Source organism: Epibacterium ulvae (assembly GCF_018678075.1).
GTDB lineage: Bacteria > Pseudomonadota > Alphaproteobacteria > Rhodobacterales > Rhodobacteraceae > Epibacterium > Epibacterium ulvae_A.
Map to the genome: position 1 here is coordinate 20,231 of NZ_JAHHIR010000054.1, position 20,854 is coordinate 41,084.

The 20,854-nt window shown below is 57.6% G+C and carries 23 protein-coding genes; 10 read left to right on the forward strand and 13 right to left on the reverse strand.

The window, feature by feature from the left end:
* Positions 1 to 26 precede the first annotated feature (26 nt).
* From proC to KMP13_RS13755, 3 genes are read left to right on the forward strand one after another with little or no spacing between them, the layout of a single operon-like run.
* Positions 27 to 842: a pyrroline-5-carboxylate reductase gene (gene proC / locus KMP13_RS13745; RefSeq protein ID WP_215266444.1), complete on the forward strand. Its 816-nt coding sequence runs from the start codon at positions 27 to 29 to the stop codon at positions 840 to 842.
* Positions 835 to 1,185, forward strand: coding sequence for a tRNA-binding protein (locus tag KMP13_RS13750; RefSeq protein ID WP_215266445.1), 351 nt, complete (start codon positions 835 to 837; stop codon positions 1,183 to 1,185). Before proC ends, KMP13_RS13750 begins: the two co-directional genes overlap by 8 nt.
* Before the next feature lie 23 nt (positions 1,186 to 1,208).
* Positions 1,209 to 2,141 (forward strand): 2-hydroxyacid dehydrogenase, encoded by a 933-nt coding sequence (locus tag KMP13_RS13755; protein ID WP_215266478.1) that lies wholly within the window; start codon positions 1,209 to 1,211, stop codon positions 2,139 to 2,141.
* A gap of 418 nt (positions 2,142 to 2,559) precedes the next feature.
* Here the strand turns inward: KMP13_RS13755 and arsH are convergent, their stop codons facing one another.
* Both arsH and KMP13_RS13765 read right to left on the reverse strand, forming a co-directional pair.
* Entirely contained in the window at positions 2,560 to 3,309 is a 750-nt protein-coding gene (arsH, locus tag KMP13_RS13760; RefSeq protein ID WP_435370362.1) for an arsenical resistance protein ArsH, read from the reverse strand.
* Positions 3,302 to 3,760, reverse strand: a complete 459-nt coding sequence (locus tag KMP13_RS13765) for a hypothetical protein (RefSeq protein WP_215266446.1) — start codon at positions 3,758 to 3,760, stop codon at positions 3,302 to 3,304. Before KMP13_RS13765 ends, arsH begins: the two co-directional genes overlap by 8 nt.
* Before the next feature lie 496 nt (positions 3,761 to 4,256).
* On the opposite strand from KMP13_RS13765, the gene KMP13_RS13770 reads away from it, so the two are divergent.
* Both KMP13_RS13770 and rimO read left to right on the forward strand, forming a co-directional pair.
* Positions 4,257 to 4,835: a thymidine kinase gene (locus KMP13_RS13770; RefSeq protein ID WP_215266448.1), complete on the forward strand. Its 579-nt coding sequence runs from the start codon at positions 4,257 to 4,259 to the stop codon at positions 4,833 to 4,835.
* 87 nt (positions 4,836 to 4,922) lie between these two features.
* Positions 4,923 to 6,323, forward strand: a complete 1,401-nt coding sequence (gene rimO, locus KMP13_RS13775; protein ID WP_215266449.1) for a 30S ribosomal protein S12 methylthiotransferase RimO — start codon at positions 4,923 to 4,925, stop codon at positions 6,321 to 6,323.
* Positions 6,324 to 6,343: 20 nt separating this feature from the next.
* Here the strand turns inward: rimO and KMP13_RS13780 are convergent, their stop codons facing one another.
* The 4 genes from KMP13_RS13780 to KMP13_RS13795 all read right to left on the reverse strand — a co-directional run bounded on the left by KMP13_RS13780 (position 6,344) and on the right by KMP13_RS13795 (position 8,260).
* Complete coding sequence (locus KMP13_RS13780; RefSeq protein WP_215266450.1) at positions 6,344 to 6,658, reverse strand: DUF6455 family protein; 315 nt, start codon at positions 6,656 to 6,658, stop codon at positions 6,344 to 6,346.
* Between the two features lies 1 nt (position 6,659).
* Complete coding sequence (locus KMP13_RS13785; RefSeq protein WP_215266452.1) at positions 6,660 to 6,956, reverse strand: DUF6455 family protein; 297 nt, start codon at positions 6,954 to 6,956, stop codon at positions 6,660 to 6,662.
* 216 nt (positions 6,957 to 7,172) lie between these two features.
* The gene (locus KMP13_RS13790; protein ID WP_215266454.1) at positions 7,173 to 7,559 is read right to left on the reverse strand and encodes a YigZ family protein; all 387 of its coding nucleotides are present in this window, start codon (positions 7,557 to 7,559) and stop codon (positions 7,173 to 7,175) included.
* Complete coding sequence (locus tag KMP13_RS13795) at positions 7,559 to 8,260, reverse strand: M48 family metalloprotease (RefSeq protein WP_215266455.1); 702 nt, start codon at positions 8,258 to 8,260, stop codon at positions 7,559 to 7,561. The genes KMP13_RS13790 and KMP13_RS13795 overlap by 1 nt, the downstream gene beginning before the upstream one ends.
* 150 nt (positions 8,261 to 8,410) lie before the next feature.
* On the opposite strand from KMP13_RS13795, the gene KMP13_RS13800 reads away from it, so the two are divergent.
* The gene (locus tag KMP13_RS13800) at positions 8,411 to 8,662 is read left to right on the forward strand and encodes a hypothetical protein (RefSeq protein ID WP_215266457.1); all 252 of its coding nucleotides are present in this window, start codon (positions 8,411 to 8,413) and stop codon (positions 8,660 to 8,662) included.
* A gap of 22 nt (positions 8,663 to 8,684) precedes the next feature.
* Here KMP13_RS13800 and KMP13_RS13805 read toward each other — a convergent pair whose 3' ends face one another.
* Positions 8,685 to 8,897 (reverse strand): DUF167 domain-containing protein, encoded by a 213-nt coding sequence (locus KMP13_RS13805; protein WP_215266458.1) that lies wholly within the window; start codon positions 8,895 to 8,897, stop codon positions 8,685 to 8,687.
* Positions 8,898 to 9,084: 187 nt separating this feature from the next.
* On the opposite strand from KMP13_RS13805, the gene KMP13_RS13810 reads away from it, so the two are divergent.
* Both KMP13_RS13810 and KMP13_RS13815 read left to right on the forward strand, forming a co-directional pair.
* Positions 9,085 to 9,663 carry a nitroreductase family protein gene (locus KMP13_RS13810; RefSeq protein WP_215266460.1) on the forward strand — a complete coding sequence of 193 codons (579 nt, stop codon included), beginning with the start codon at positions 9,085 to 9,087 and terminating at the stop codon, positions 9,661 to 9,663.
* A 33-nt stretch (positions 9,664 to 9,696) separates the two neighbouring features.
* Entirely contained in the window at positions 9,697 to 10,398 is a 702-nt protein-coding gene (locus KMP13_RS13815) for an EI24 domain-containing protein (protein WP_215266461.1), read from the forward strand.
* 298 nt (positions 10,399 to 10,696) lie between these two features.
* Here the strand turns inward: KMP13_RS13815 and KMP13_RS13820 are convergent, their stop codons facing one another.
* Both KMP13_RS13820 and mce read right to left on the reverse strand, forming a co-directional pair.
* Entirely contained in the window at positions 10,697 to 10,972 is a 276-nt protein-coding gene (locus KMP13_RS13820) for a DUF1467 family protein (RefSeq protein ID WP_215266463.1), read from the reverse strand.
* Positions 10,973 to 11,059: 87 nt separating this feature from the next.
* Complete coding sequence (mce, locus tag KMP13_RS13825) at positions 11,060 to 11,464, reverse strand: methylmalonyl-CoA epimerase (RefSeq protein ID WP_215266464.1); 405 nt, start codon at positions 11,462 to 11,464, stop codon at positions 11,060 to 11,062.
* A gap of 208 nt (positions 11,465 to 11,672) precedes the next feature.
* On the opposite strand from mce, the gene KMP13_RS13830 reads away from it, so the two are divergent.
* Complete coding sequence (locus KMP13_RS13830) at positions 11,673 to 12,392, forward strand: response regulator (protein ID WP_215266465.1); 720 nt, start codon at positions 11,673 to 11,675, stop codon at positions 12,390 to 12,392.
* A 212-nt stretch (positions 12,393 to 12,604) separates the two neighbouring features.
* On the opposite strand, the gene aspS is transcribed toward KMP13_RS13830, so the two are convergent.
* From aspS to KMP13_RS13850, 4 genes are all read right to left on the reverse strand, one after another.
* Positions 12,605 to 14,455 carry an aspartate--tRNA ligase gene (gene aspS, locus KMP13_RS13835; RefSeq protein ID WP_215266466.1) on the reverse strand — a complete coding sequence of 617 codons (1,851 nt, stop codon included), beginning with the start codon at positions 14,453 to 14,455 and terminating at the stop codon, positions 12,605 to 12,607.
* A 97-nt stretch (positions 14,456 to 14,552) separates the two neighbouring features.
* Positions 14,553 to 15,194 carry a CPBP family intramembrane glutamic endopeptidase gene (locus tag KMP13_RS13840; RefSeq protein ID WP_215266467.1) on the reverse strand — a complete coding sequence of 214 codons (642 nt, stop codon included), beginning with the start codon at positions 15,192 to 15,194 and terminating at the stop codon, positions 14,553 to 14,555.
* Positions 15,195 to 15,329: 135 nt separating this feature from the next.
* Complete coding sequence (locus tag KMP13_RS13845) at positions 15,330 to 16,025, reverse strand: aminotransferase class IV family protein (protein ID WP_215266468.1); 696 nt, start codon at positions 16,023 to 16,025, stop codon at positions 15,330 to 15,332.
* The gene (locus KMP13_RS13850; RefSeq protein WP_215266481.1) at positions 15,995 to 17,104 is read right to left on the reverse strand and encodes an aminodeoxychorismate synthase component I; all 1,110 of its coding nucleotides are present in this window, start codon (positions 17,102 to 17,104) and stop codon (positions 15,995 to 15,997) included. The genes KMP13_RS13845 and KMP13_RS13850 overlap by 31 nt, the downstream gene beginning before the upstream one ends.
* A gap of 235 nt (positions 17,105 to 17,339) precedes the next feature.
* On the opposite strand from KMP13_RS13850, the gene carB reads away from it, so the two are divergent.
* Positions 17,340 to 20,702 carry a carbamoyl-phosphate synthase large subunit gene (carB, locus tag KMP13_RS13855; RefSeq protein WP_215266471.1) on the forward strand — a complete coding sequence of 1,121 codons (3,363 nt, stop codon included), beginning with the start codon at positions 17,340 to 17,342 and terminating at the stop codon, positions 20,700 to 20,702.
* Positions 20,703 to 20,854: the final 152 nt, after the last annotated feature.

Below are 20,854 nucleotides of genomic sequence, written 5' to 3' on the forward strand. Positions count from 1 at the left end.
CAAACGACTGATGGAGAGGGGTAACCATGGATATGACAGAATTCGCGGCCCGCGGGCTAGTGCTGTTGGGTTGCGGCAAGATGGGATCCGCCATGCTTGCCGGGTGGTTGGACAGCGGGCTGCCGGAAAATGCGGTCTGGGTCGCTGACCCACTCCCTTCTGACTGGGTTAAAGGCACCGGCGTCCACGTGAATGCGGCGTTGCCTAAGAAACCCTCGATTGTGTTGATCGCCGTAAAACCACAGATGATGGAAGAAACGCTGCCCGTGCTGAAAATGTATGGCGGTGGCGGGACATTGTTTATTTCCGTCGCTGCGGGCACTTCCCTGGCGACCCTGGCTGATGTTTTGGGCGAACAAACTCCCATCGTGCGGGCCATGCCAAACACACCGGCTGCCATCGCAAAAGGGATCACAGCCGTGGTTGGCAATGCGCATTGCAGCGCGGATGACGTTGTTCAGGCAGAGATTTTGCTGACCGCTGTAGGTCAGGTTGTGCGTCTCGATGCAGAAGACCAGATGGACGCGGTGACCGCCGTATCAGGATCAGGCCCAGCCTATGTGTTCCATCTTATAGAAACGCTTGCGGCCGGCGGCGTGGCGCAGGGGCTTCCCGAGGCCTTGGCCCTGCAATTGGCAAAAGCAACCGTCGCAGGCGGTGGCGCGCTGGCTGAGGCGGTTGAAGCAAGCCCAGGCCAGTTGCGTGAGAATGTGACCAGTCCTAATGGGACGACGCAGGCCGCTCTGGAGGTCTTGATGAACGAAGTAGACGGCTTCCCACCGTTGTTGAAACGCGCGGTTGCAGCTGCAACTGAACGGTCCAAGGAGCTTTCCCGTGGCTGATGTTTCCTTTGATGACTTTATGAAAGTGGATGTGCGCACCGGTTGCGTGGTGCGCGCAGAGGCCTACCCCGAGGCGCTCAAACCGGCGATCAAGATGTGGATCGATTTCGGCGATGAGATTGGCGAGAAAAAGACCTCAGCCCAAGTCACGGCGCATTACGATCCTGACAGTCTGGTGGGCAAGCAGGTGCTTGCCGTGGTGAACTTTCCCCCCCGTCAAATCGGCAAGTTCATGTCCGAGGTGCTGGTGCTGGGCCTGCCGGATGAAAACGGTGAGATTGTGCTGATCGGCCCGGACGGTGACGTCGAAGTGGATGTCCCCCTGGGCGGGAGATTGCATTGACCAAGGTTCTGATCGCACGCCGCATGACTGCGGATGTGGAGGCGCGCGCAAAGGAAGAATTCGACGCCGCTATCCGCATGGAGACCGCGCCGATGTCCAAGGGCGAAATGGTCGCGGCCTTGTGTGACTATGACGTGGTCATGATATCGCTGGGCGATCATTTCACGGCCGAGGTCTTTGCCGAGGCTGGACACGTAGTGCGCTGCAAACTGCTGGCGAATGTTGGCGTTGGCTTCAACCATATCGATGTCGCGGCAGCCACAGCCGCTGGCGTGGCGGTCACCAACACGCCCGGCGCGGTTACCGATGCTACGGCGGACATCGGGCTGACCTTGATGCTGATGACAGCGCGTCGCGCTGGCGAGGGGGAGCGTGCTGTGAGGGCCGGAGCATGGGAGGGCTGGCACCCGGTGCAATTCTTGGGCACCCATATGAGCGGACGACACGTCGGCATTCTGGGCATGGGCCGCATCGGTCAAGCAATTGCACGGCGCTGTCATTTCGGTTTTGGCATGGTGGTGTCTTATGTGGCACGCAGCGACAAAGAATTGAGCTTTCCAGCAACGCGCTGCGCAGACGTTCAGTCCTTGGCAGCTTCCGTGGACTTCTTGGTAGTGGCGGTACCCGGCGGTTCTGAAACCCAGCATCTGGTCGACGCGGATGTGTTTGAGAGCATGAAAAGCAGCGGCTTTCTGATCAACATCGCGCGCGGCGAAGTTGTCGATGAGGCCGCGTTGATCCATGCGTTGGAGACCAAACAGATCGCAGGTGCAGGACTCGACGTCTACGAGTTTGAACCAAAAGTACCCGAAGCCTTGTCGTGTAGGGAAAACGTAACCCTGTTGCCGCATCTTGGCACGGCGGCAGAGGATGTGCGCAGTGATATGGGGCAAATGGCGCTGGACAACGTCGCGGCCTTTATCAACGGGCAAACATTGCCAAACAGCGTGTCGTGATCAATTGACACGGTGAAGGCAGATGCTCCCGCCCGTCGCAGACGCGCAAATGCGCATCACTTCCCGTTGGGCATGGCAGCGCACCTGCGGTGCGCTGAAGGCAGATTGAGGCAGACGTTTCGCGATGTAAGCGGTTAAAGAACACTAGGAGTAATACAAATGCGTATTGTTATGACGGTCGTTAGCCTAAGCCTGTTGGCAGCTTGTAACGGAGTGCCGTTGGTGCCGCTGATCTAGGATCCGCGATTTTACCTCACCTCTTCCTTCGTTTCGTGCGAAATGCCGTGGCTTATGTTGGAGTGCCAATGCGCCGGGCTTGCCCGGCGCGCAGCCCAAGGCCGCATAAGTGGGGCTTGACGCAGTCAAGGCACACGCGGGCGCGGGAGTGCCACGCCTGCGTGGGTGTGATCATTTGATTTCAGAGTTTGGAGACGCGTGTATGGGTATCTGTGACCGTCTCAACACGTTCTGAGTAGCGGTCGACAAGGTGGTCTTTGCGTCCGCGCACCAGGTAGGTGAATTTCACCAACTCTTCCATCACATCGAACACGCGGCGATAAAATGGACCTTCGGGCAGGCGGTCGCCTTCTTTGAATTCAAGCCAGGCTCTTGCGATCGAGCTTTGGTTCGGGATCGTCACCATCCGCATCCAGCGGCCCAGGATGCGCATCTGGTTGACAGCGTTAAAGCTTTGCGACCCACCAGACACCTGCATCACCGCAAGGGTCTTGCCCTGGGTTGGACGGATCCCCCCTTGGACCGACAAAGGCAGCCAGTCGATCTGGGTTTTCATGATCCCGGTCATGGCCCCGTGGCGTTCGGGTGAGGACCAGACCATACCTTCGCTCCAGATTGCGAGATCGCGGAGTTCGGCCACTTTGGGATCGTCCGCCGCCCCTTCGTCATCGGGGAAGGGAAGCCCGGATGGATTGAAAATCTTTGCCTCACAGCCAAGCGCCGTCAGAATGCGGGCACATTCTTCAACCACTTTTCGCGAATAGCTCACATCTCGCAGTGAGCCATAGAGCAACAAAATCCGTGGCGGATGCCCCGGATCGTCACTTGCAGCAAGGGCTGAGGCATCTATAGGCTGAAACGCGTCTGCGTTTACTGCCGAAAGGTCGCTCAGATCTGGTGTCCCAGATCCTAAGTCGTTTATGTCAGGCACTGTCTTCTTCCAAGTGAAGCTTCATGTCGAGCAACACTTGCTGCAAAAGCACCGTTTCTTTCAAGAGACGTTTTGCCTCATTCACGGTAATAATGCCGTCTTCCATCGCAGACTGATATTCGCTCATCAAAGTTGCAAAACGCTGGCTGAGCGCAATGACGTCTGCGTTCACCCCACCAGGGCGCGATGTGCAGTCCGCGTTAGTTCCATAAGACAAGGTAATGTTGCGCAGATCCGCCAGGGCAGATGTGACATGCGGGAAAGAAGCCGAGCCTTCTAGGCGTGCAACTGCGTCCACTGGCATGAAGCGGTCTGAATGCTCCGAGTTCTCGGAGTAGTATCGCCCCAGAGTCGCCTTGGATTTCCCGGTGATTTCGCAGGCTGCTTCGATGCCAACATCCTTCACCAGTGCTTCAGTGTGCTTCTTCAGATATGTACCAATGTCTGCCATTCTCGTCCTTCACCACTCGCCCTTGTCCCATTTCTTGGGGAACTCGCGGAATAATTTCCCATTTCAGATGTGTAAAGGAAATGCGAAATTCTGACCATCCCTACTGGGTTTAGTGGGGTTGTGAGTAGAGAGGCGTGGCGAAATCGCATCCTTGCTTACGTATAGGTCGTCGGATCAGTGAGTGGGCGACGACCTTTTCAGGGCAATTGGTCTGCCATTTGAGTGCATTCCGGCCGCACGGGTTAATCATGTGCCGTCGTAGGTTGTAGTACTGGTTTTGCAGAATCAGCGGCAACCGACCGTCTGAACGAGTATTGAAGTTGGTCGGAATGCGCCATTTTTCAAAGGTTTGGCAGTTTTTTGCCCTGTAGTTGTCCGGGTCTTTTGGCACGGGGCGTCTTCGTTTTGACCGAAAGCGATGCACAGCTGGAGCCCGAGGGCTGCGCGGCCAGTGCAGGCTCTTCCCGAATCCGCATAGGCTCGGTAAACGGCTTTTATGGCCAAACTCTACTTCAATTATTCCACCATGAACGCGGGCAAGTCGGCGATGTTGCTGCAGGCATCCCACAATTATCGCGAAAATAATATGCACACTTATCTGCTGACGGCGGATTTTGATGATCGGGCAGGGGCTGGAAAAATTGCCTCGCGAATCGGTATCGCCGCTGAGGCCGATTCGTTTTCTCCCACCGACGACCTGTTTGAGCGGATCGCCAGCGTCTTGGCCGAACACCAACTTGCGGCCGTTTTTATTGATGAAGCGCAATTTCTCAGCAAGGAACAGGTCTGGCAATTGGCGCGTGTCGTGGATGATCTGAAAGTCCCGGTTCTGTGTTACGGCCTGCGTGTCGATTTTCGTGGTGAGTTGTTTCCAGGTTCTTCGGCGCTGCTGGCGCTGGCGGATGAAATGCGCGAGGTGCGCACCATTTGTCACTGCGGAAAGAAAGCCACGATGGTGGTGCGCAAGGGCGCGGATGGGCACATTCTGACCGACGGCGACCAGGTACAAATCGGCGGGCAAGAAAGCTATGTATCGCTGTGTCGAAAGCACTGGCGTGAGGCGATGGACAGCTAGCTTTCGCGCATCGTCGACGGGGCGCTGGCCGCCCTCATGCAAAATGATGCATTCCAATGTGGGCCGCAGCGTATTATACGCGCGCCCATGACCAGCAATCCGCCAGAGCTTCGCCCCGACCTTGCCCCCAAACCCACGCTGTCTGATGCACCTCGCGAAGGGCAGCCGACATTGGGGATGGTGTCGCTTGGCTGTCCCAAAGCCTTAGTCGACAGTGAGCGGATCCTGACCCGTCTGCGCGCCGAAGGTTACGGTATCTCACCGGACTATTCCGGTGCCGATGCGGTGATCGTCAACACCTGCGGTTTCCTGGACAGCGCCAAGGCCGAAAGCCTCGATGCGATTGGGGAAGCGCTCAAGGAAAACGGCAAGGTGATTGTGACGGGCTGTCTGGGTGCAGAGCCGGATTACATCCGCGAACACCACCCGCGTATTCTGGCAGTGACCGGCCCCCATCAATATGAACAAGTGCTGGACGCTGTACACACGGCAGTGCCGCCAAGCCCGGATCCGTTTGTTGATTTGCTTCCCGCCTCTGGCGTCAAACTGACCCCGCGCCATTTCAGCTATCTGAAGATTTCCGAGGGCTGCAACCACAAGTGCAAATTCTGCATCATCCCGGATATGCGCGGCAAACTGGCGTCACGTCCGGCCCATGCGGTTCTGCGCGAAGCTGAAAAGCTGGTTGGGGCAGGGGTGCGTGAACTGTTGGTGATCAGCCAGGACACCTCGGCCTATGGGTTGGATCGCAAATACGACACCCACCCGTGGAAAGATGGTGAGATCCGCAGCCACATTCAGGACCTGACCCGCGAGCTGGGGCGTCTGGCACCGGCGGATGAGCTGTGGGTGCGTCTGCACTATGTCTACCCCTATCCGCATGTGCGCGAGCTGATCCCGCTGATGGCGGATCCCGACAATGCCGTGCTGCCCTACTTGGATATTCCGTTCCAACATGCCCACCCGGATGTGTTGAAACGCATGGCCCGCCCCGCTGCTGCCGCCAAAACACTGGATGAAATCCGCGCCTGGCGCGAGACCTGTCCGGACATCACCCTGCGCTCGACTTTTATCGTGGGCTACCCGGGTGAGACCGAAGCAGAATTCCAGCATCTTCTGGACTGGATGGAAGAAGCGCAGCTCGACCGTGTTGGCTGTTTCAAATACGAAAACGTCGCCGGGGCTCGGTCGAACAATCTGCCGGATCACGTGCCGGAAGAGGTCAAGCAAGAGCGCTGGGAGCGGTTCATGCAGACCGCACAGGTGATTTCCGAGGCCAAGCTGGAGGCCAAAGTCGGCCAGCGCATGCAAGTGATTGTCGATGACATCGACGAAGACGGCATTGCCACCTGCCGGACCAAGGCAGACGCGCCGGAAATCGATGGCAACCTGTTTATCGACGAAGGCACCAAGGCGTTGAATGTGGGCGATCTGGTCACCGTCGATGTCGATGAGGCTGGCGAATATGATCTGTGGGGGCGGCTCTAAGGCCTCACAGATCAGGTCCTTTACCCGTCGTTCAGTATCTTTGCGAGCCGATCAAGCAGTGCTTTGTTTGGGCAAAAATCCTGCACCTCGTCCTGTCGCCCACTTGGCAAGGCAGAGACATGCAGCGCGCAAGTATTGTCACAGCCGGAACTGCGGCATTGGGTGACCAGATTTGAATAGTTGCGTGGATCCAACTGCCCGGAATGCATCGCGGCGCTCAGATCTACCCCAACGGAGGCGGCGACTTCTTTGGTCAGCCACATGTGACGATGCACCTGCCCAAGGGGGTAGCGGCGGCTGGTTTCCCTGTCAGCTTCGCGTTTCTGCGAGCTCATGTCAGCGGGCCTGATGCAAGTAGGAGAATAGATCAGCGTTGCGGCAGTATTTAGGCGTGCGATCCACCTTGAGCGCTGACCCTGCAGTTTCCTCTAACTGGCCGCGTGCCTCGTTTTGGTCGAGCCAGCCTTGGCAGGCCTGCGGTGCGCTGCAGCGACTGCACCGCATAACGGCTTCGGCGATCTCTTCAAATTGGAGGTGGCCGGAAGTAGCTTCTTCTTCCAGGTCAAGTCCCACAGCTTTGCCCATCCGGTCGAACAGCTGCACGTGCTTTTTGATCTTGGCCAAGTCGGTCATCACAACACTCCTTTTGCTTGGGGTCAGATCTTTCTTAGCAAAGGACGCATCGTGGTTTCTTGACATGTATCAATCAAAACAGATTATCCGAGATACAGATTTCCGTATGAGGTTAATCATGTTGTTTTGCAGATGCTTAACCCGTGTGGGTGAGGCGTATTTGCCCGTGCCACGAATGGCAGAAGCTTCGATAAACCGACGAAACCCCGTTGAGGCTTAGCCCTTCAGCGCATCCAGGTAGGCGCGCGTGGCGTCTTGAACCCGGCGAAACCGATCCCCGCCGAGCTTTTTGCCGCCGTACCACCGGGTGACTATGATCACGTGATCCGTCAGCTCTTCGCGTTCCATCATACGTAGGATCACCATCGCGGCGCCGCTTTCGCCATCGTCGGCTTTCAGCCCGCCCGTCGGCAATATTGCCGCCCAAGTGTTGTGGGTGGCTTTGGCGTAGCTGCGGTCAGATTTCAAATCACGCAGCACTGTGTCCACATCGGCGCGCGATTGCACCGACGCGCCGCTCACCGCGTATTTGGAACCTCGATCGGTCAGCAAAACGCCGAGTTGGCGCAGTTCCGGCAGTTGGCCCGTGTCTGAAACGGCCATCAATTCAGACCGTATTTACGAATAGTGGCCTGAACCACTTTGACACGATCCGGGTTTGACGGGTGGCTGCCCAGAAACCGATCTCCGGGATCTGGCAGGCGGTAGAAGAACCTGACCCCCTCGCTTGGACGATAGCCCGCGCGGTGAGTGATAATGGTGCCCAACTCATCCGCCTCCAGTTCGAACTCTTTGGAATAGCCACGTGCGCCCACTGTCGCGCCAAGGTCTTGCGCATTGGCGACATCTAACGAGGTGCCGCCGGCAAGGGTGGCGAGGCCTCCCAGAATAATCGCGCCCGATATGGCGTTTTGACGTTGGCGTGCCAGGTGATTGCGGATGTGATGGGCGGCTTCATGCGACATGACAAAGGCCAGCTCGTCCCGGTTTGCCAATTGCCGCAGCATGGCTTGGGTAAAGACTATGCGCGGGCGGCCATTCTTGTCGAGGGTCTGAAAGGCGTTGGGCGGCGCGTTGCGATCGGGATCGATGCTAACATGGAAATCGCAGTTCAGCCCGGACGTACGGTTGCGGCACTCACGCTCTGCCACGGGTTCCACAACGGACTGCACCGACGCAAAAGCCGCGCGGTCAACACCCTTGGAACTGCGCGCTTGCTGCGCTGTGGTGACCTGAGGCTGTTCAATGACCACATCACAGGCTGCAATCGACAACACAGCCATTAACATCAAGAGCCGGCGCATTTTTGATCCTTTTCCCTTCCGGAATTCTAACCCCGATCATAACCCGTTTGGACCGCAAGGATCAATCTCTGCGCAGCCTTTAACCGGATGGGGGCAGCCGTCACATTGCTGTGCCTTGCCAGCATCGCAATCCCATGCCAGTCTGAACCCATGTTTACAATCGAACATGAATTCGACTCCACGGTGATCACTCTGGTTGATGAGGGGAAAACCCCATTGCAAGAGGACATCGTCGTCAACGCTTTCTCTGAATGTGTCACGGTAGAACAGATGGATCCCCGAACCGATCAGCTGATGCGCTTGACGTTGAGCCATGAACAGGTGCGTGATCTTGCGGCGGCTCTTGATCTGCCCGAAGGGATCTATCGTTTGGTGGAAGACGACGAGGACGAAGACGACTAGGTGAGACGGCAGATCAGGGCCGTCAAGCTCTCGTCACGTGAAACAGCTTGTCACGGGCTGTTGCGCCGCGCACAAGTTCCCATTGCGACGGCGCTATGCCAATTGCGGTCGCCAGCATGTCCCGCACGGCGTCATTGGCCTTGCCATTTTCCGGCACCGTGGTGACTGAGACCTTCAATGCAGGAGCGGCCAGATGCGTCAGATCCGGTAGGTCTTTCTTGCGTGGTTTGCCCATGTCATCCAAAATCCGGGGTCGTTTGTGTTGTCCGGATCCTTGACGGGGACAGATCATGCGTGCAAGTCGAACATCACCGGCCATCCCATAGAAATCTTAGCGAAACCTCAGCTAGGACGGGATTGCACCTTGAACTTGAGCCTGTGACAACAGACATAGGCTACGCCCATGTAAAGAGGTTTCACATATGAGCACCCGAAACGACGCAGCCCTCGACTTCCTTCTGACACGGCGCTCGCGTCCCGCCAAGACACTGGTTGCTCCGGCACCGAGCCGCGCCGAACTGGCCCCGATCCTGACGGCCGCGGCACGCACGCCAGATCATGGAATGCTGGTGCCCTGGCGGTTTATCGTCGTGGAAAAAGGCGCCATGGCGCGGATGGCAGAGCTGACGGTCGCGGCGGGGCAGCGTTTGGGCAAATCAGACGAAGACATTGCCAAAGGGCGCAGCCAGTTTGATCTGGGGCATCTGGCTGTGGTTGTGGTCGAAGTACAGACCCCATCCCCCAAGATTCCGGCGGTTGAGCAGTGCTATGCCGCCGGAGGTGCCTGTCTGTCGCTCTTGAATGCGGCGCTGGCGGCGGGGTGGGGTGCCAATTGGCTGTCGGGTTGGGCAAGCCACGATCATGACTTCTGCAAGGCGGCGTTTGATTTGCAAGACAACGAGCGCGTTGCTGGCATCGTCCATATCGCGACCGAAGGCCCGCGTCCGCCGGAACGCCCGCGTCCCAACCTTGACGACATTACCACTTGGGTATCCGAGTAAACACCACGACTGGCAGGAAGGCCGCAGTACCTCATGATTTTGGATTCTTTTTTCAAGGCTCTGGCCCAGCTCGGTGACCCACGGTTTCGCCATGTTCTGTTCAAGGGGATTGGCCTGACAATCGCCTTGCTGTTTGGCGCATATGCTTTGGTGTTTGTGGCGATCAACACGCTGGTTGGTGGTGAGACGACGTTGCCGTTGATCGGGCAGGTGGCTTGGGTGGATGATCTTTTGTCCTGGGGGTCGATCATCCTGATGATCTTGCTGTCGACGGTCCTGATGGTGCCCGTCGCATCCGCCATCACGTCGATGTTTTTGGAGGACGTGGCCCAGGCGGTTGAGGACAAACACTATCCGTATCTTCCCGCTGCCGAGAGCATTCCTTTCCTGACGGCATTAAAAGACACGTTGAATTTCCTCGGCGTGTTGATCGTTGCCAACCTATTGGCCTTGATCCTTTATGTGATGTTTGCCCCTGCAGCGCCCTTGATTTTCTGGGCTTTGAACGGGTTTTTGCTGGGGCGTGAGTATTTCACACTGGTCGCCAGCCGTCGGATCGGCATCACCGCGGCGCGGGCTTTGCGATCCAAACATGCGGCAACGATCTGGCTGGCAGGTGCGCTAATGGCCATCCCGCTGTCGGTCCCCTTGGTGAACCTGATTGTTCCGATCCTAGGCGCTGCGACCTTTACCCATGTGTTCCACCGGTTGAACACGCGGGTGGTTGCGGCGTAGTCGGGTTGCCTTTTCAGGTGATACTCGCATGCCTCGCGTGATTGGCAAAAAAGTGCAGGGAATTTGCGTTAGCCCGCTGTTTGCCCGGAAATGCGGCACTGCAGGATCCCGAAACAGGCGCAAAACATGGTTTTACTGGGCGATTTGCGAAAACCAGACGTAGCTTGAATATGCGGGGGCGCTCTTGCGCTCATTCCCAGCGCCCTCACACTCGCACGGCGGCCCTTCTCCAGCTAGGGCCGCCACCCCAATCCCCAAGCGGTTTGGATGAGGCGGCACGATCCTAACGGCTGAGCCCTTAAACGGGATCTGGGATCCGGTCGAACCAATCAAAATCATTCACCGAAATCACCCCGGACAAGATGATGGCTGCTATAACCGCCCATAAAACGGCGGCAACACCCGTGGTGATCAGCGCCTTGGCCTTGAGGTGGTGTTGTTCCGGCGCACCTGCATGGGTTCCGGGAACGATTTCGCCGCGGTCCCCTTGAGTCTCAATCCGGATTGGAATGATGATCAGGAAGGTCATGAACCAAATCACCGCATAGAGAACGAGCCCAGACGTAATCGCCACTTTTTTCTCCCATCAGATATCTCGACGCCGGGTATGAGACCCGCGTTATATGTCCCGCGCCCAGATCAGGCGCAGGGCTTTATCGTCTCACACTTCTTCGAGTTCAACCAGACAACCGTTGAAATCTTTGGGATGCAGGAAAAGAACCGGTTTGCCATGGGCACCGATTTTTGGCTCGCCCGATCCCAGAACGCGTGCGCCTTGTTCTTTCAAGTGATCGCGCGCCGCCAGAATGTCATCCACCTCATAGCAGACATGGTGGATGCCACCGGTCGGGTTTTTTGCAAGGAAGCCATTGATGGGGGAGTCTTCTCCCATCGGATAAAGCAGCTCGATCTTGGTGTTCGGCAATTCGATAAAGATCACAGTGACGCCGTGGTCGGGTTCATCCTGAGGTGCGCCAACTTTGGCACCAAGGGCATTGCGGTATTGATCCGCCGCCGCCTCCAGATCCGGTACGGCAATTGCCACGTGGTTCAACCGTCCAATCATTGCTTCCTCCTCCTGTCGCAGTGCATGGGTTTGCTGAGTTTTAAGTGGCATGTTTATGCGTGCCGCACCGCAGCAACGCAAGTGCGGCACATCGGCGCTTGTAACAATCGACGTAAGTCAGCGCGAAATACGACTGCAGTTAACTTCTAATTAGCCTCGTTTTCCTAGCCTCGATTCGGAACACATTCGACCTGGAGCATGTAAAGCCATGGAAGATTCGGAACTCTTTGCCGCCGCCCAACGTATGCCGACATCCCGTCGACCGTTGCTTGGGTTGACCGTATTGGTTGTAGAAGACAGCCGTTTTGCATGTGAGGCTATGCGCCTTTTGTGCCTGCGAAGCGGGGCCCGGATCCGACGCGCGGACTGTTTGAAATCAGCACGTCGTCATCTGCAGGCCTATCGCCCCTCGGTAGTGATTGCCGATTTGGGCCTGCCCGATGGCAGCGGGACCGAATTGATCGCAGAATGCGCCGAGGTAAACCCACGCGTGGGCGTCATTCTGGGGACTTCCGGTGATCTGGGTCGCGAAACTGAGGCGCTGGATTCCGGGGCCGATGGGTATTTGCAAAAGCCGATCGCGACCCTGGGTCAGTTCCAAGCGGCAATCCTGCGCCATCTACCGCCAGACTGGCAATTGCGACGACCAACGCCGCTGTCTGACGAAGCGGTGGAACCGGATATGCTGGCGTTCCAGGATGATCTGGCTCATGCCGCCGATATCCTGAGCGAGGGCGACGACGCCAAGAGCTTGGATTACGTGGCTCAGTTCGTGGGCGGTGTCGCACGCAGCATTGGGGATCAGACGCTGGCAGATGCTGCGATCACCCTTGCCACCGCACGTTCCGAGGGCCAGCCCCTGGGTACAGCTACGGCCGCAATGGCAGGTCTGGTACAAGACCGCTTGGAAAAACGAGTCGCGATTTGATCATGATGGAAGCCGTCGTCGTTGTATTTGCCACATTGGGCATCAGCTTGTCCCTGCAATCCTTTGCCCATGCAAAAGAGGCGCGCCGATTCCGGCGCAAAGGTTCAAAAACTAGCTAGGGCATAGCGCCAGTGCGGACAGACCGTCACCTTGAACGCAAACGGGCCACCACAATTGGCAGCCCGCCACAAAAAACTGTCTGACCAGCTGATTTAGTCCTGCGGGATCACGCGCAGGTTCAGCTCCATCAGCTGCTCGGCGAGCGGCTCGGATGGTGCGGACATCATCAGATCTTCGGCGCGCTGGTTCATCGGGAACATGATAACTTCGCGAATGTTAGCCTCATCCGCCAGCAGCATCACCATACGGTCGATACCGGCCGCGCAACCACCGTGGGGGGGGGCACCGTATTGGAAGGCGTTGACCATCCCGCCAAAGCGTTTCTCGACCTCTTCCTTGCCGTAACCAGCGATCTCGAAGGCTTTGAACATGATCTCGGGGCGGTGGTTACGGATCGCGCCTGACACCAGCTCGTAACCGTTACAGGCCAGGTCATACTGGTTGCCGCGCACGTCTAACGGATCACCGTCGAGCGCGTCCATACCGCCTTGCGGCATGGAGAATGGGTTGTGTTCAAAGTCGATCTTGCCGCTTTCTTCATCCTGCTCATAGATCGGGAAATCCACGATCCAGGCAAAGGCAAAGCGGTCCTTGTCGGTCAGTTTCAGCTCTTCGCCGATCACGTTACGGGCACGACCTGCAACGCTTTCAAAGGTTTTGGGCTTGCCGCCCAGGAAGAAGGCCGCGTCGCCGACGCTGAGACCCAATTGCTGACGGATCGCCTCGGTACGTTCGGGGCCGATGTTTTTCGCCAGCGGACCGGCCGCTTCGTTGCCCAGTATAATTTCACCGGATTTAACCAGCGCATTGACTTCTTTGACCGAGATCCCGCGTTCTTGGGCAATGGAGTCTGCGGTCTGTTTGCGCCAGAAGATATAGCCCATGCCGGGCAGGCCTTCTTGTTGCGCGAATTTGTTCATCCGGTCGCAGAATTTCCGCGAACCACCAGTTGGGGCTGGGATGGCGCGTACTTCGGTTCCGTCTTGCTCCAACAGTTTGGCAAAAATCGCAAATCCGGATCCGCGGAAATGTTCGGAACAATCCTGCATTTTGATCGGGTTGCGCAGGTCGGGCTTGTCCGAGCCATACCATCTCGCCGCGTCCTTATAAGAGATCTGCGGCCACTCGCTGTCGACCTTGCGGCCTTTGCCGAACTCTTCAAACACGCCTTGGATCACCGGCTGGATGGTGTCGAACACATCCTGTTGGGTGACAAAGGACATCTCCATGTCGAGCTGGTAGAAATCGGTGGGCGAGCGGTCAGCGCGCGGGTCTTCATCGCGGAAACAAGGCGCGATCTGGAAGTATTTGTCAAAACCCGAGACCATCATCAGCTGTTTGAACTGCTGCGGCGCTTGGGGCAGGGCGTAAAATTTGCCCGGATGCAGACGCGACGGCACCAGGAAGTCACGTGCCCCTTCGGGCGAAGACGCGGTGATGATCGGGGTCTGGTATTCGTTGAACCCTTTGTCCCACATGCGTTTGCGGATCGACTGCACCATGTTGGCGCGCAGAACCATGTTCTGCTGCATCTTCTCACGACGCAGGTCGAGATAGCGATAGCGCAGGCGGGTTTCTTCCGGATATTCCTGATCGCCGAAAACCATCAGCGGCAGCTCTTCGGATTGACCCAGGATCTCCAGATCGCGGACAAAGACTTCGACTTCGCCGGTTGGGATCTTGGTGTTCACCAGGCTCTCGTCGCGCGCTTTTACGTTGCCGTCGATGCGGATACACCATTCCGAGCGGACTTTTTCGACGTCTTTGAACACCGGGCTGTCCGGGTCGCACAGCACTTGGGTTATGCCGTAGTGATCGCGCAAATCGATAAACAGCACCCCGCCGTGATCTCGGATCCGGTGGACCCAGCCCGCCAGGCGGACGGTCTCTCCCACGTGGGATTTGTTCAGGTCGGCGCAGGTATGGCTGCGATATGCGTGCATGGTCATCATCCCTTTGGACGGCATCTGTGGTCGCGGTGAGAAAGCGTGGATGGGCGGCAAAGTCAAGGGAGTGCAGAGCAGGCGGCGCCCATTCTTCCTAAAAAGGGCGCACCACATTGCCAGAGTAGAAATAGACACCCATTCCAACAGTGAAAAGCAGGTTGCCGGCGATCGCGTGCAGCAAAACCGCATAAAGGAAGGACCCCCGCGTGCGATAGGCATGGGAAAAGACAAAACTGCCGACAAAGGTGATCAGCGCCACAACCCAGCTCCAATACATCAAATGGGCAAAGGAAAAGACCGCAGCGTTCAACACATCCGCGCCGATGCCAGTTGGCAAAATGATCCGGTACCGGCGAAAGAACAGCACCCGAAACAACAGCTCCTGCGGCAGGGCTGAGAGAAACGGGTAAAACAGCCAGATCATGCCCAAAAGCTGTGGACGGTCCGCCACCAGAAAAAAGGCAGCCTCAGGGCGCAGCAGGTAGATCAGCGCGCTAAAGCCGAGAATACAGATCAGGGTGAAGCCGAGAAATTCGCGCAGGTTCCAATTGCGTGCGCCGTCCAACAAACGCGCCCAGTGAAAGCGCGGTGTCACGGCCAAAAGCACCAGACCAAGGGCGGTGAATGCAAAAAGTGCCGGGAACATCTGCCGTGGCGGCAGAAAGATCGCAATCAAGGCCGGTGACAGCAGATAAAAAAGACTGAACTCCAGCCACAGACGGTTTTTGACGGTCATGTCTTGATGCTGCCTTGCTGCAAATAGTCGAAAGTCTCAATGAGATGGGCGTTATAGCTTTGGATGTAAGGCCAATAGGTAACAAGACTTCAAATTCTGATTGGCCCGCTGAGTCAGCAGCTCACAGAAGACGGATCAGCCCGCCCACTTTTTCAGATCCTGCAAAACCTTGCAATCTGGCGACCAGCTGGCGCTGATCTCTCCGCGCAGGGCGTTGGTGAAAAACACCCGTTTCGCCTCTCTCAAATCCTGCAGGGTCAGCGCGGCTTCACGCAGTTTTCCGTCCCGCAGCAAGCTTTGGCGGTAGACACCCGGCAAACAGCCCGAACACAGCGGCGGCGTCAATCGGGCGCCATCCGGCGTTTGGATGGCGAGATTGGTGATGGTGCCTTCGCAAAGTTCGTTCTGCTCGTTCAAAAACACCCATTCATCTACGCCTTCTGGCAATGCGTTGCGGGCGTCGTTGTAAATGGCGCGCCGTGATGTTTTGTGCGCCAGAAACGGATCACCGGCCGCCAGACGCTGTTCGGCAACCGCAAACCACCAATGGGACACAGGCGCTGGCATCGGCGCCGCTGCCAGCGACAGCACGCCGTCGACAGACAGGGTCATGCGGCAGCGCAATGGAGTCGTGTGCGTCAAAGCGCGGACTTTTGCCCGTGCAGCGCGCGGATCAAAGGAAATGCCAAAATACCGCGCCGATACTGTCAGCCGATCCAGATGCATCGACAGGCGGGCGACACCAGTTTGCGGCGCGTATTCAAAGGTCTCGATCAGGTGAAAGTCCGGATCCGAGGCAATTAGCTCAGATCCGTGAACCGGGCTTTCCATAGCGCTTCCTCGTATTCAGAGGCGGCTGTGCTATCCCAAACCACCCCTCCGCCGACATTGAATGTCGCTGTGTCATCATCGGTGATGACGGTGCGGATGGCCACATTAAACTCAGATCGCCCATCAGGTGCCGCCCAGCCAATGGTGCCGCAGTAGATTTCGCGCGGGTCCGGTTCCAGCTCCGCCAGGATTTCCATGGCACGGATTTTGGGAGCACCAGTGATGGATCCGCAGGGGTAGAGGGCGGCGAAAATCTCGGCCAGGCCGATGTCCTTGCGCAATTGCGCCTGCACCAGAGAAACCATCTGATGCACAGTGGCATAGGTTTCCACATGGAACAGCTCTGGCACGGTGACGGATCCTGTTTCGGCCACACGCGAGATATCATTGCGCAGCAGATCGACGATCATCAGGTTCTCGGCGCGGTTCTTTTCGTCGCGGGTTAGAAAGGCTTTGCGCCGGCTGTCCTCGACCGGATCAATGCTGCGAGGTTGGGTGCCTTTCATCGGGCGGGTCTGGATCAAACCATCAGCGGTGGTGCGAAAGAACAGCTCGGGCGAGCGGGACAGAAGATCCGGCAAATCTTGCTGCTCGACCAACACGCCGTGCCCAACTGGCTGTTGCGCGACCAATGCCGCATAAAGGGCTTGGGATGTGCCGGTGACACTGGCGTCGATTGGAAAGGTCAGATTGGCTTGGTAAATGTCGCCCTGGCCAATGTTGCGTTTCACCTCGGCAAAGGCCTTAGCATAACGGCTCAATTCCCAGCGCGGCAGGGGCGGCGAAATCTCGGCCGCGCCCACGTGCAACGTATCCGGCGCGCGCGGAGCATCATAGACGCCAAAGCGCAACAATGGCAGCGCGCGCTTGGTCGGCAAGTGCTGCATCAGACGCGGTTCAAGCACATAGCCCAGCTCATATGTGGCATATCCCGCAACCCAGGCACCGTCCCGGCGCGCGGCATCAAGGGCCGTCAGGACCTTTGGAACCTCCTCAGGCTCCCAGGCTTCCAGCATGGCGGATGGCCCTTCAAAAAGGCTAGGCTGCCCCAAAGGTCCGGCGTCAAAACGCAGTTTCATTTTGCCATGCATCGTCATGGGAATGGCGATATAATGAATTTGCAGAATGGAAAAGGCAAAGAATGCGGCATTCTCGGATCGTAAAACGGTCAGCGCCTGTCGATCCAAGAAACAGCACGCGCCCCCTTGCACCTTTCGCGTCGCTCCCTATAACGCAGGACAATTTGGGCGCTTGGTGGTGTGCCCGACTCGTTACAAATAAAATTCGCGCGCGGAAAATCGAAGGGTTAAGCCTATGCCAAAGAGAACGGACATCCAGTCTATCATGATCATCGGGGCGGGCCCCATTGTGATTGGCCAGGCCTGCGAATTCGACTATTCCGGGGCACAGGCCTGTAAGGCGCTGCGCGAAGAGGGCTACCGTGTTGTTCTGGTGAACTCGAACCCGGCCACGATCATGACCGACCCCGGTCTGGCGGACGCCACCTATATTGAGCCGATCACGCCGGAAGTTGTGGCCAAGATCATCGAAAAAGAACGCCCTGACGCGCTCTTGCCGACCATGGGCGGTCAGACCGGTCTGAACACATCCCTCGCTCTCGAAGAAATGGGCGTGTTGGACAAGTTTGGGGTCGAGATGATCGGCGCGAAACGTGACGCCATAGAAATGGCCGAAGATCGCAAATTGTTCCGCGAAGCGATGGACCGTCTTGGCCTCGAAAACCCACGGGCCACAATTGTAACGGCTCCGAAACTGGAAAACGGCAATGCCGATCTGGAAGCTGGGGTGCAGATCGCCCTTGAAGCGCTGGACGACATTGGCTTGCCTGCGATTATCCGCCCGGCCTTTACCCTGGGCGGCACCGGCGGCGGTGTGGCTTTCAACCGTGAGGACTACATCCACTTCTGCCGTTCTGGCATGGATGCATCGCCTGTGAACCAGATCCTGGTGGATGAAAGCCTGCTGGGTTGGAAAGAATACGAGATGGAAGTGGTCCGCGACAAAGCGGACAATGCCATCATCGTCTGTTCCATCGAAAACGTGGATCCAATGGGCGTGCACACCGGTGACTCGATCACCGTGGCGCCCGCGCTGACCCTGTCGGACAAAGAATACCAAATGATGCGCTCCGCCTCGATTGCGGTTCTGCGTGAGATTGGTGTTGAGACCGGCGGTTCAAACGTTCAATGGGCGGTGAACCCAAAAGACGGCCGTATGGTTGTGATCGAGATGAACCCGCGCGTGTCACGTTCCTCGGCGCTGGCGTCCAAGGCGACCGGTTTCCCAATCGCCAAGATCGCGGCGAAACTGGCCGTTGGCTACACGCTGGATGAGCTGGACAATGACATTACCAAGGTGACGCCTGCCTCGTTTGAGCCGTCCATCGACTATGTTGTCACCAAGATCCCGAAATTCGCCTTTGAGAAATTCCCAGGTTCTGAACCTTACCTGACCACCGCGATGAAATCCGTGGGTGAGGCGATGTCGATCGGCCGCACAATCCACGAGAGCTTGCAAAAAGCCCTGGCGTCGATGGAATCTGGTCTGACCGGTTTTGATGAGGTCGAAATTCCCGGTATCGCCGTGGGCCTGTGGGAAGATGCCACAGCCGGTGACAAAGCCGCCGTTATCAAGGCGATCAGCAAGCAGACACCCGACCGGATGCGCACCATTGCCCAGGCCATGCGTCATGGATTGTCGGACGACGAAATCCAAAGTGTCTCCAGCTTTGACCCGTGGTTCCTGGCGCGGATCCGCGAAATCGTTGACGCCGAACGCGACATCCGCAAAAACGGCTTGCCGGTGCGCGAAGACGAGCTGCGCGCGATCAAGATGCTGGGCTTCACCGATGCCCGTCTTGGCAGTCTGACCGGTCGCGACGAAGACAACGTGCGCCGCGCCCGTCTGAACCTTGGCGTCAAAGCCGTGTTCAAACGGATCGACACCTGTGCGGCTGAGTTCGAGGCGCAGACGCCCTATATGTACTCCACCTATGAAGCCCCAATGATGGGTGAGGTCGAGTGTGAGGCGCGCCCCTCGGAGCGTAAGAAAGTTGTGGTTCTCGGCGGTGGTCCAAACCGGATCGGCCAAGGGATCGAGTTTGATTATTGCTGCTGTCACGCCTGTTTCGCGCTGGCGGACGCCGGTTACGAAACCATCATGATCAACTGCAACCCCGAAACCGTGTCGACCGACTATGACACCTCGGACCGTCTGTATTTCGAACCGCTGACCTTTGAACATGTGATGGAAATCCTGCGGGTTGAGCAGGAGAACGGCAATTTGCACGGTGTGATCGTTCAGTTTGGCGGTCAGACCCCGCTGAAACTGGCCAACGCATTGGAAGCCGAAGGTATTCCGATCCTGGGCACCAGCCCGGACGCCATCGATCTGGCCGAAGACCGTGAACGCTTCCAGGCGCTGGTCAACGAACTTGGCCTGAAGCAGCCGCACAATGGTATCGCGTCCACCGACACCCAAGCGCTGGAAATCGCCGAAGACATCGGCTTCCCGCTGGTGATCCGCCCGTCGTATGTTCTGGGTGGTCGCGCGATGGAAATCGTGCGCGATATGGACCAGTTGAAACGCTACATCGCCGAGGCGGTTGTGGTCTCGGGCGATAGCCCGGTTCTGCTCGACAGCTATCTGGCGGGCGCGGTTGAACTGGATGTTGACGCGATCTGTGACGGCACTGACGTCCATGTGGCTGGCATCATGCAGCACATCGAAGAGGCCGGCGTTCACTCCGGTGACAGCGCGTGTTCCCTGCCGCCATATTCGCTTTCGGATGAGGTTCTGGCCCGCGTCAAAGAGCAGACATTTGCTCTGGCCAAAGCGCTCAAAGTTGTCGGCCTGATGAACATTCAGTTCGCGATCAAAGACGGCGACATCTACCTGATCGAGGTCAACCCACGTGCATCGCGCACCGTGCCGTTTGTGGCCAAAGCAACCGACAGCGCCATCGCGTCGATCGCCGCGCGTGTTATGGCGGGTGAGCCGCTGACGAATTTCCCAGAGCGTGCGCCTTACAGCGAAGACGCAGGGTATGACGTCAACACCCCTATCGCTGACCCGATGACACTCGCGGATCCGGCGATGCCCTGGTTCTCGGTCAAGGAAGCCGTGCTGCCCTTCGCCCGCTTCCCCGGCGTTGACACCATTCTGGGCCCAGAGATGCGCTCCACCGGCGAAGTCATGGGCTGGGATCGCTCCTTTGCGCGCGCCTTCCTCAAGGCGCAACTGGGTGCGGGCATGGTTCTGCCATCGTCGGGCACCGCGTTCATCTCGATCAAGGATGCGGATAAAACTCCGGACATGATCGAAGCGGCGCAAATCTTGGTGGGCCAAGGGTTCGATCTGGTTGCAACTCGCGGCACCCAAAGCTGGCTGGACGGGCAGGGCGTGCCCTGTGCGCTGGTCAACAAAGTCTATGAAGGTCGCCCCCACGTTGTCGACCTGATGAAAGACGGCAAGGTGCAGCTGCTGATGAACACCACCGAAGGCGCGCAAGCGGTTGAGGACAGCAAAGACATGCGCTCGGTCGCGCTGTACGGCAAGATCCCGTATTTCACCACCGCCGCAGGCGCCCATGCCGCAGCATTGGCGATCCAGGCACAGGCAGAAGACGACATCGAAGTCAAAAGCCTGCAAGGGTAAACCGGTCTTCGGGGCGGGCTGCAAGGTCCCTCAACCGGCAACAGCATTGGAACGCCTCCCAGTTTTGGGGGGCGTTTTTTGTCCGGAATGACCCAAGCGCGCGCTATGTTATTGCGTTGCAGTGCTGCTCTTTCTAGTCTGGGCTCCAAAGG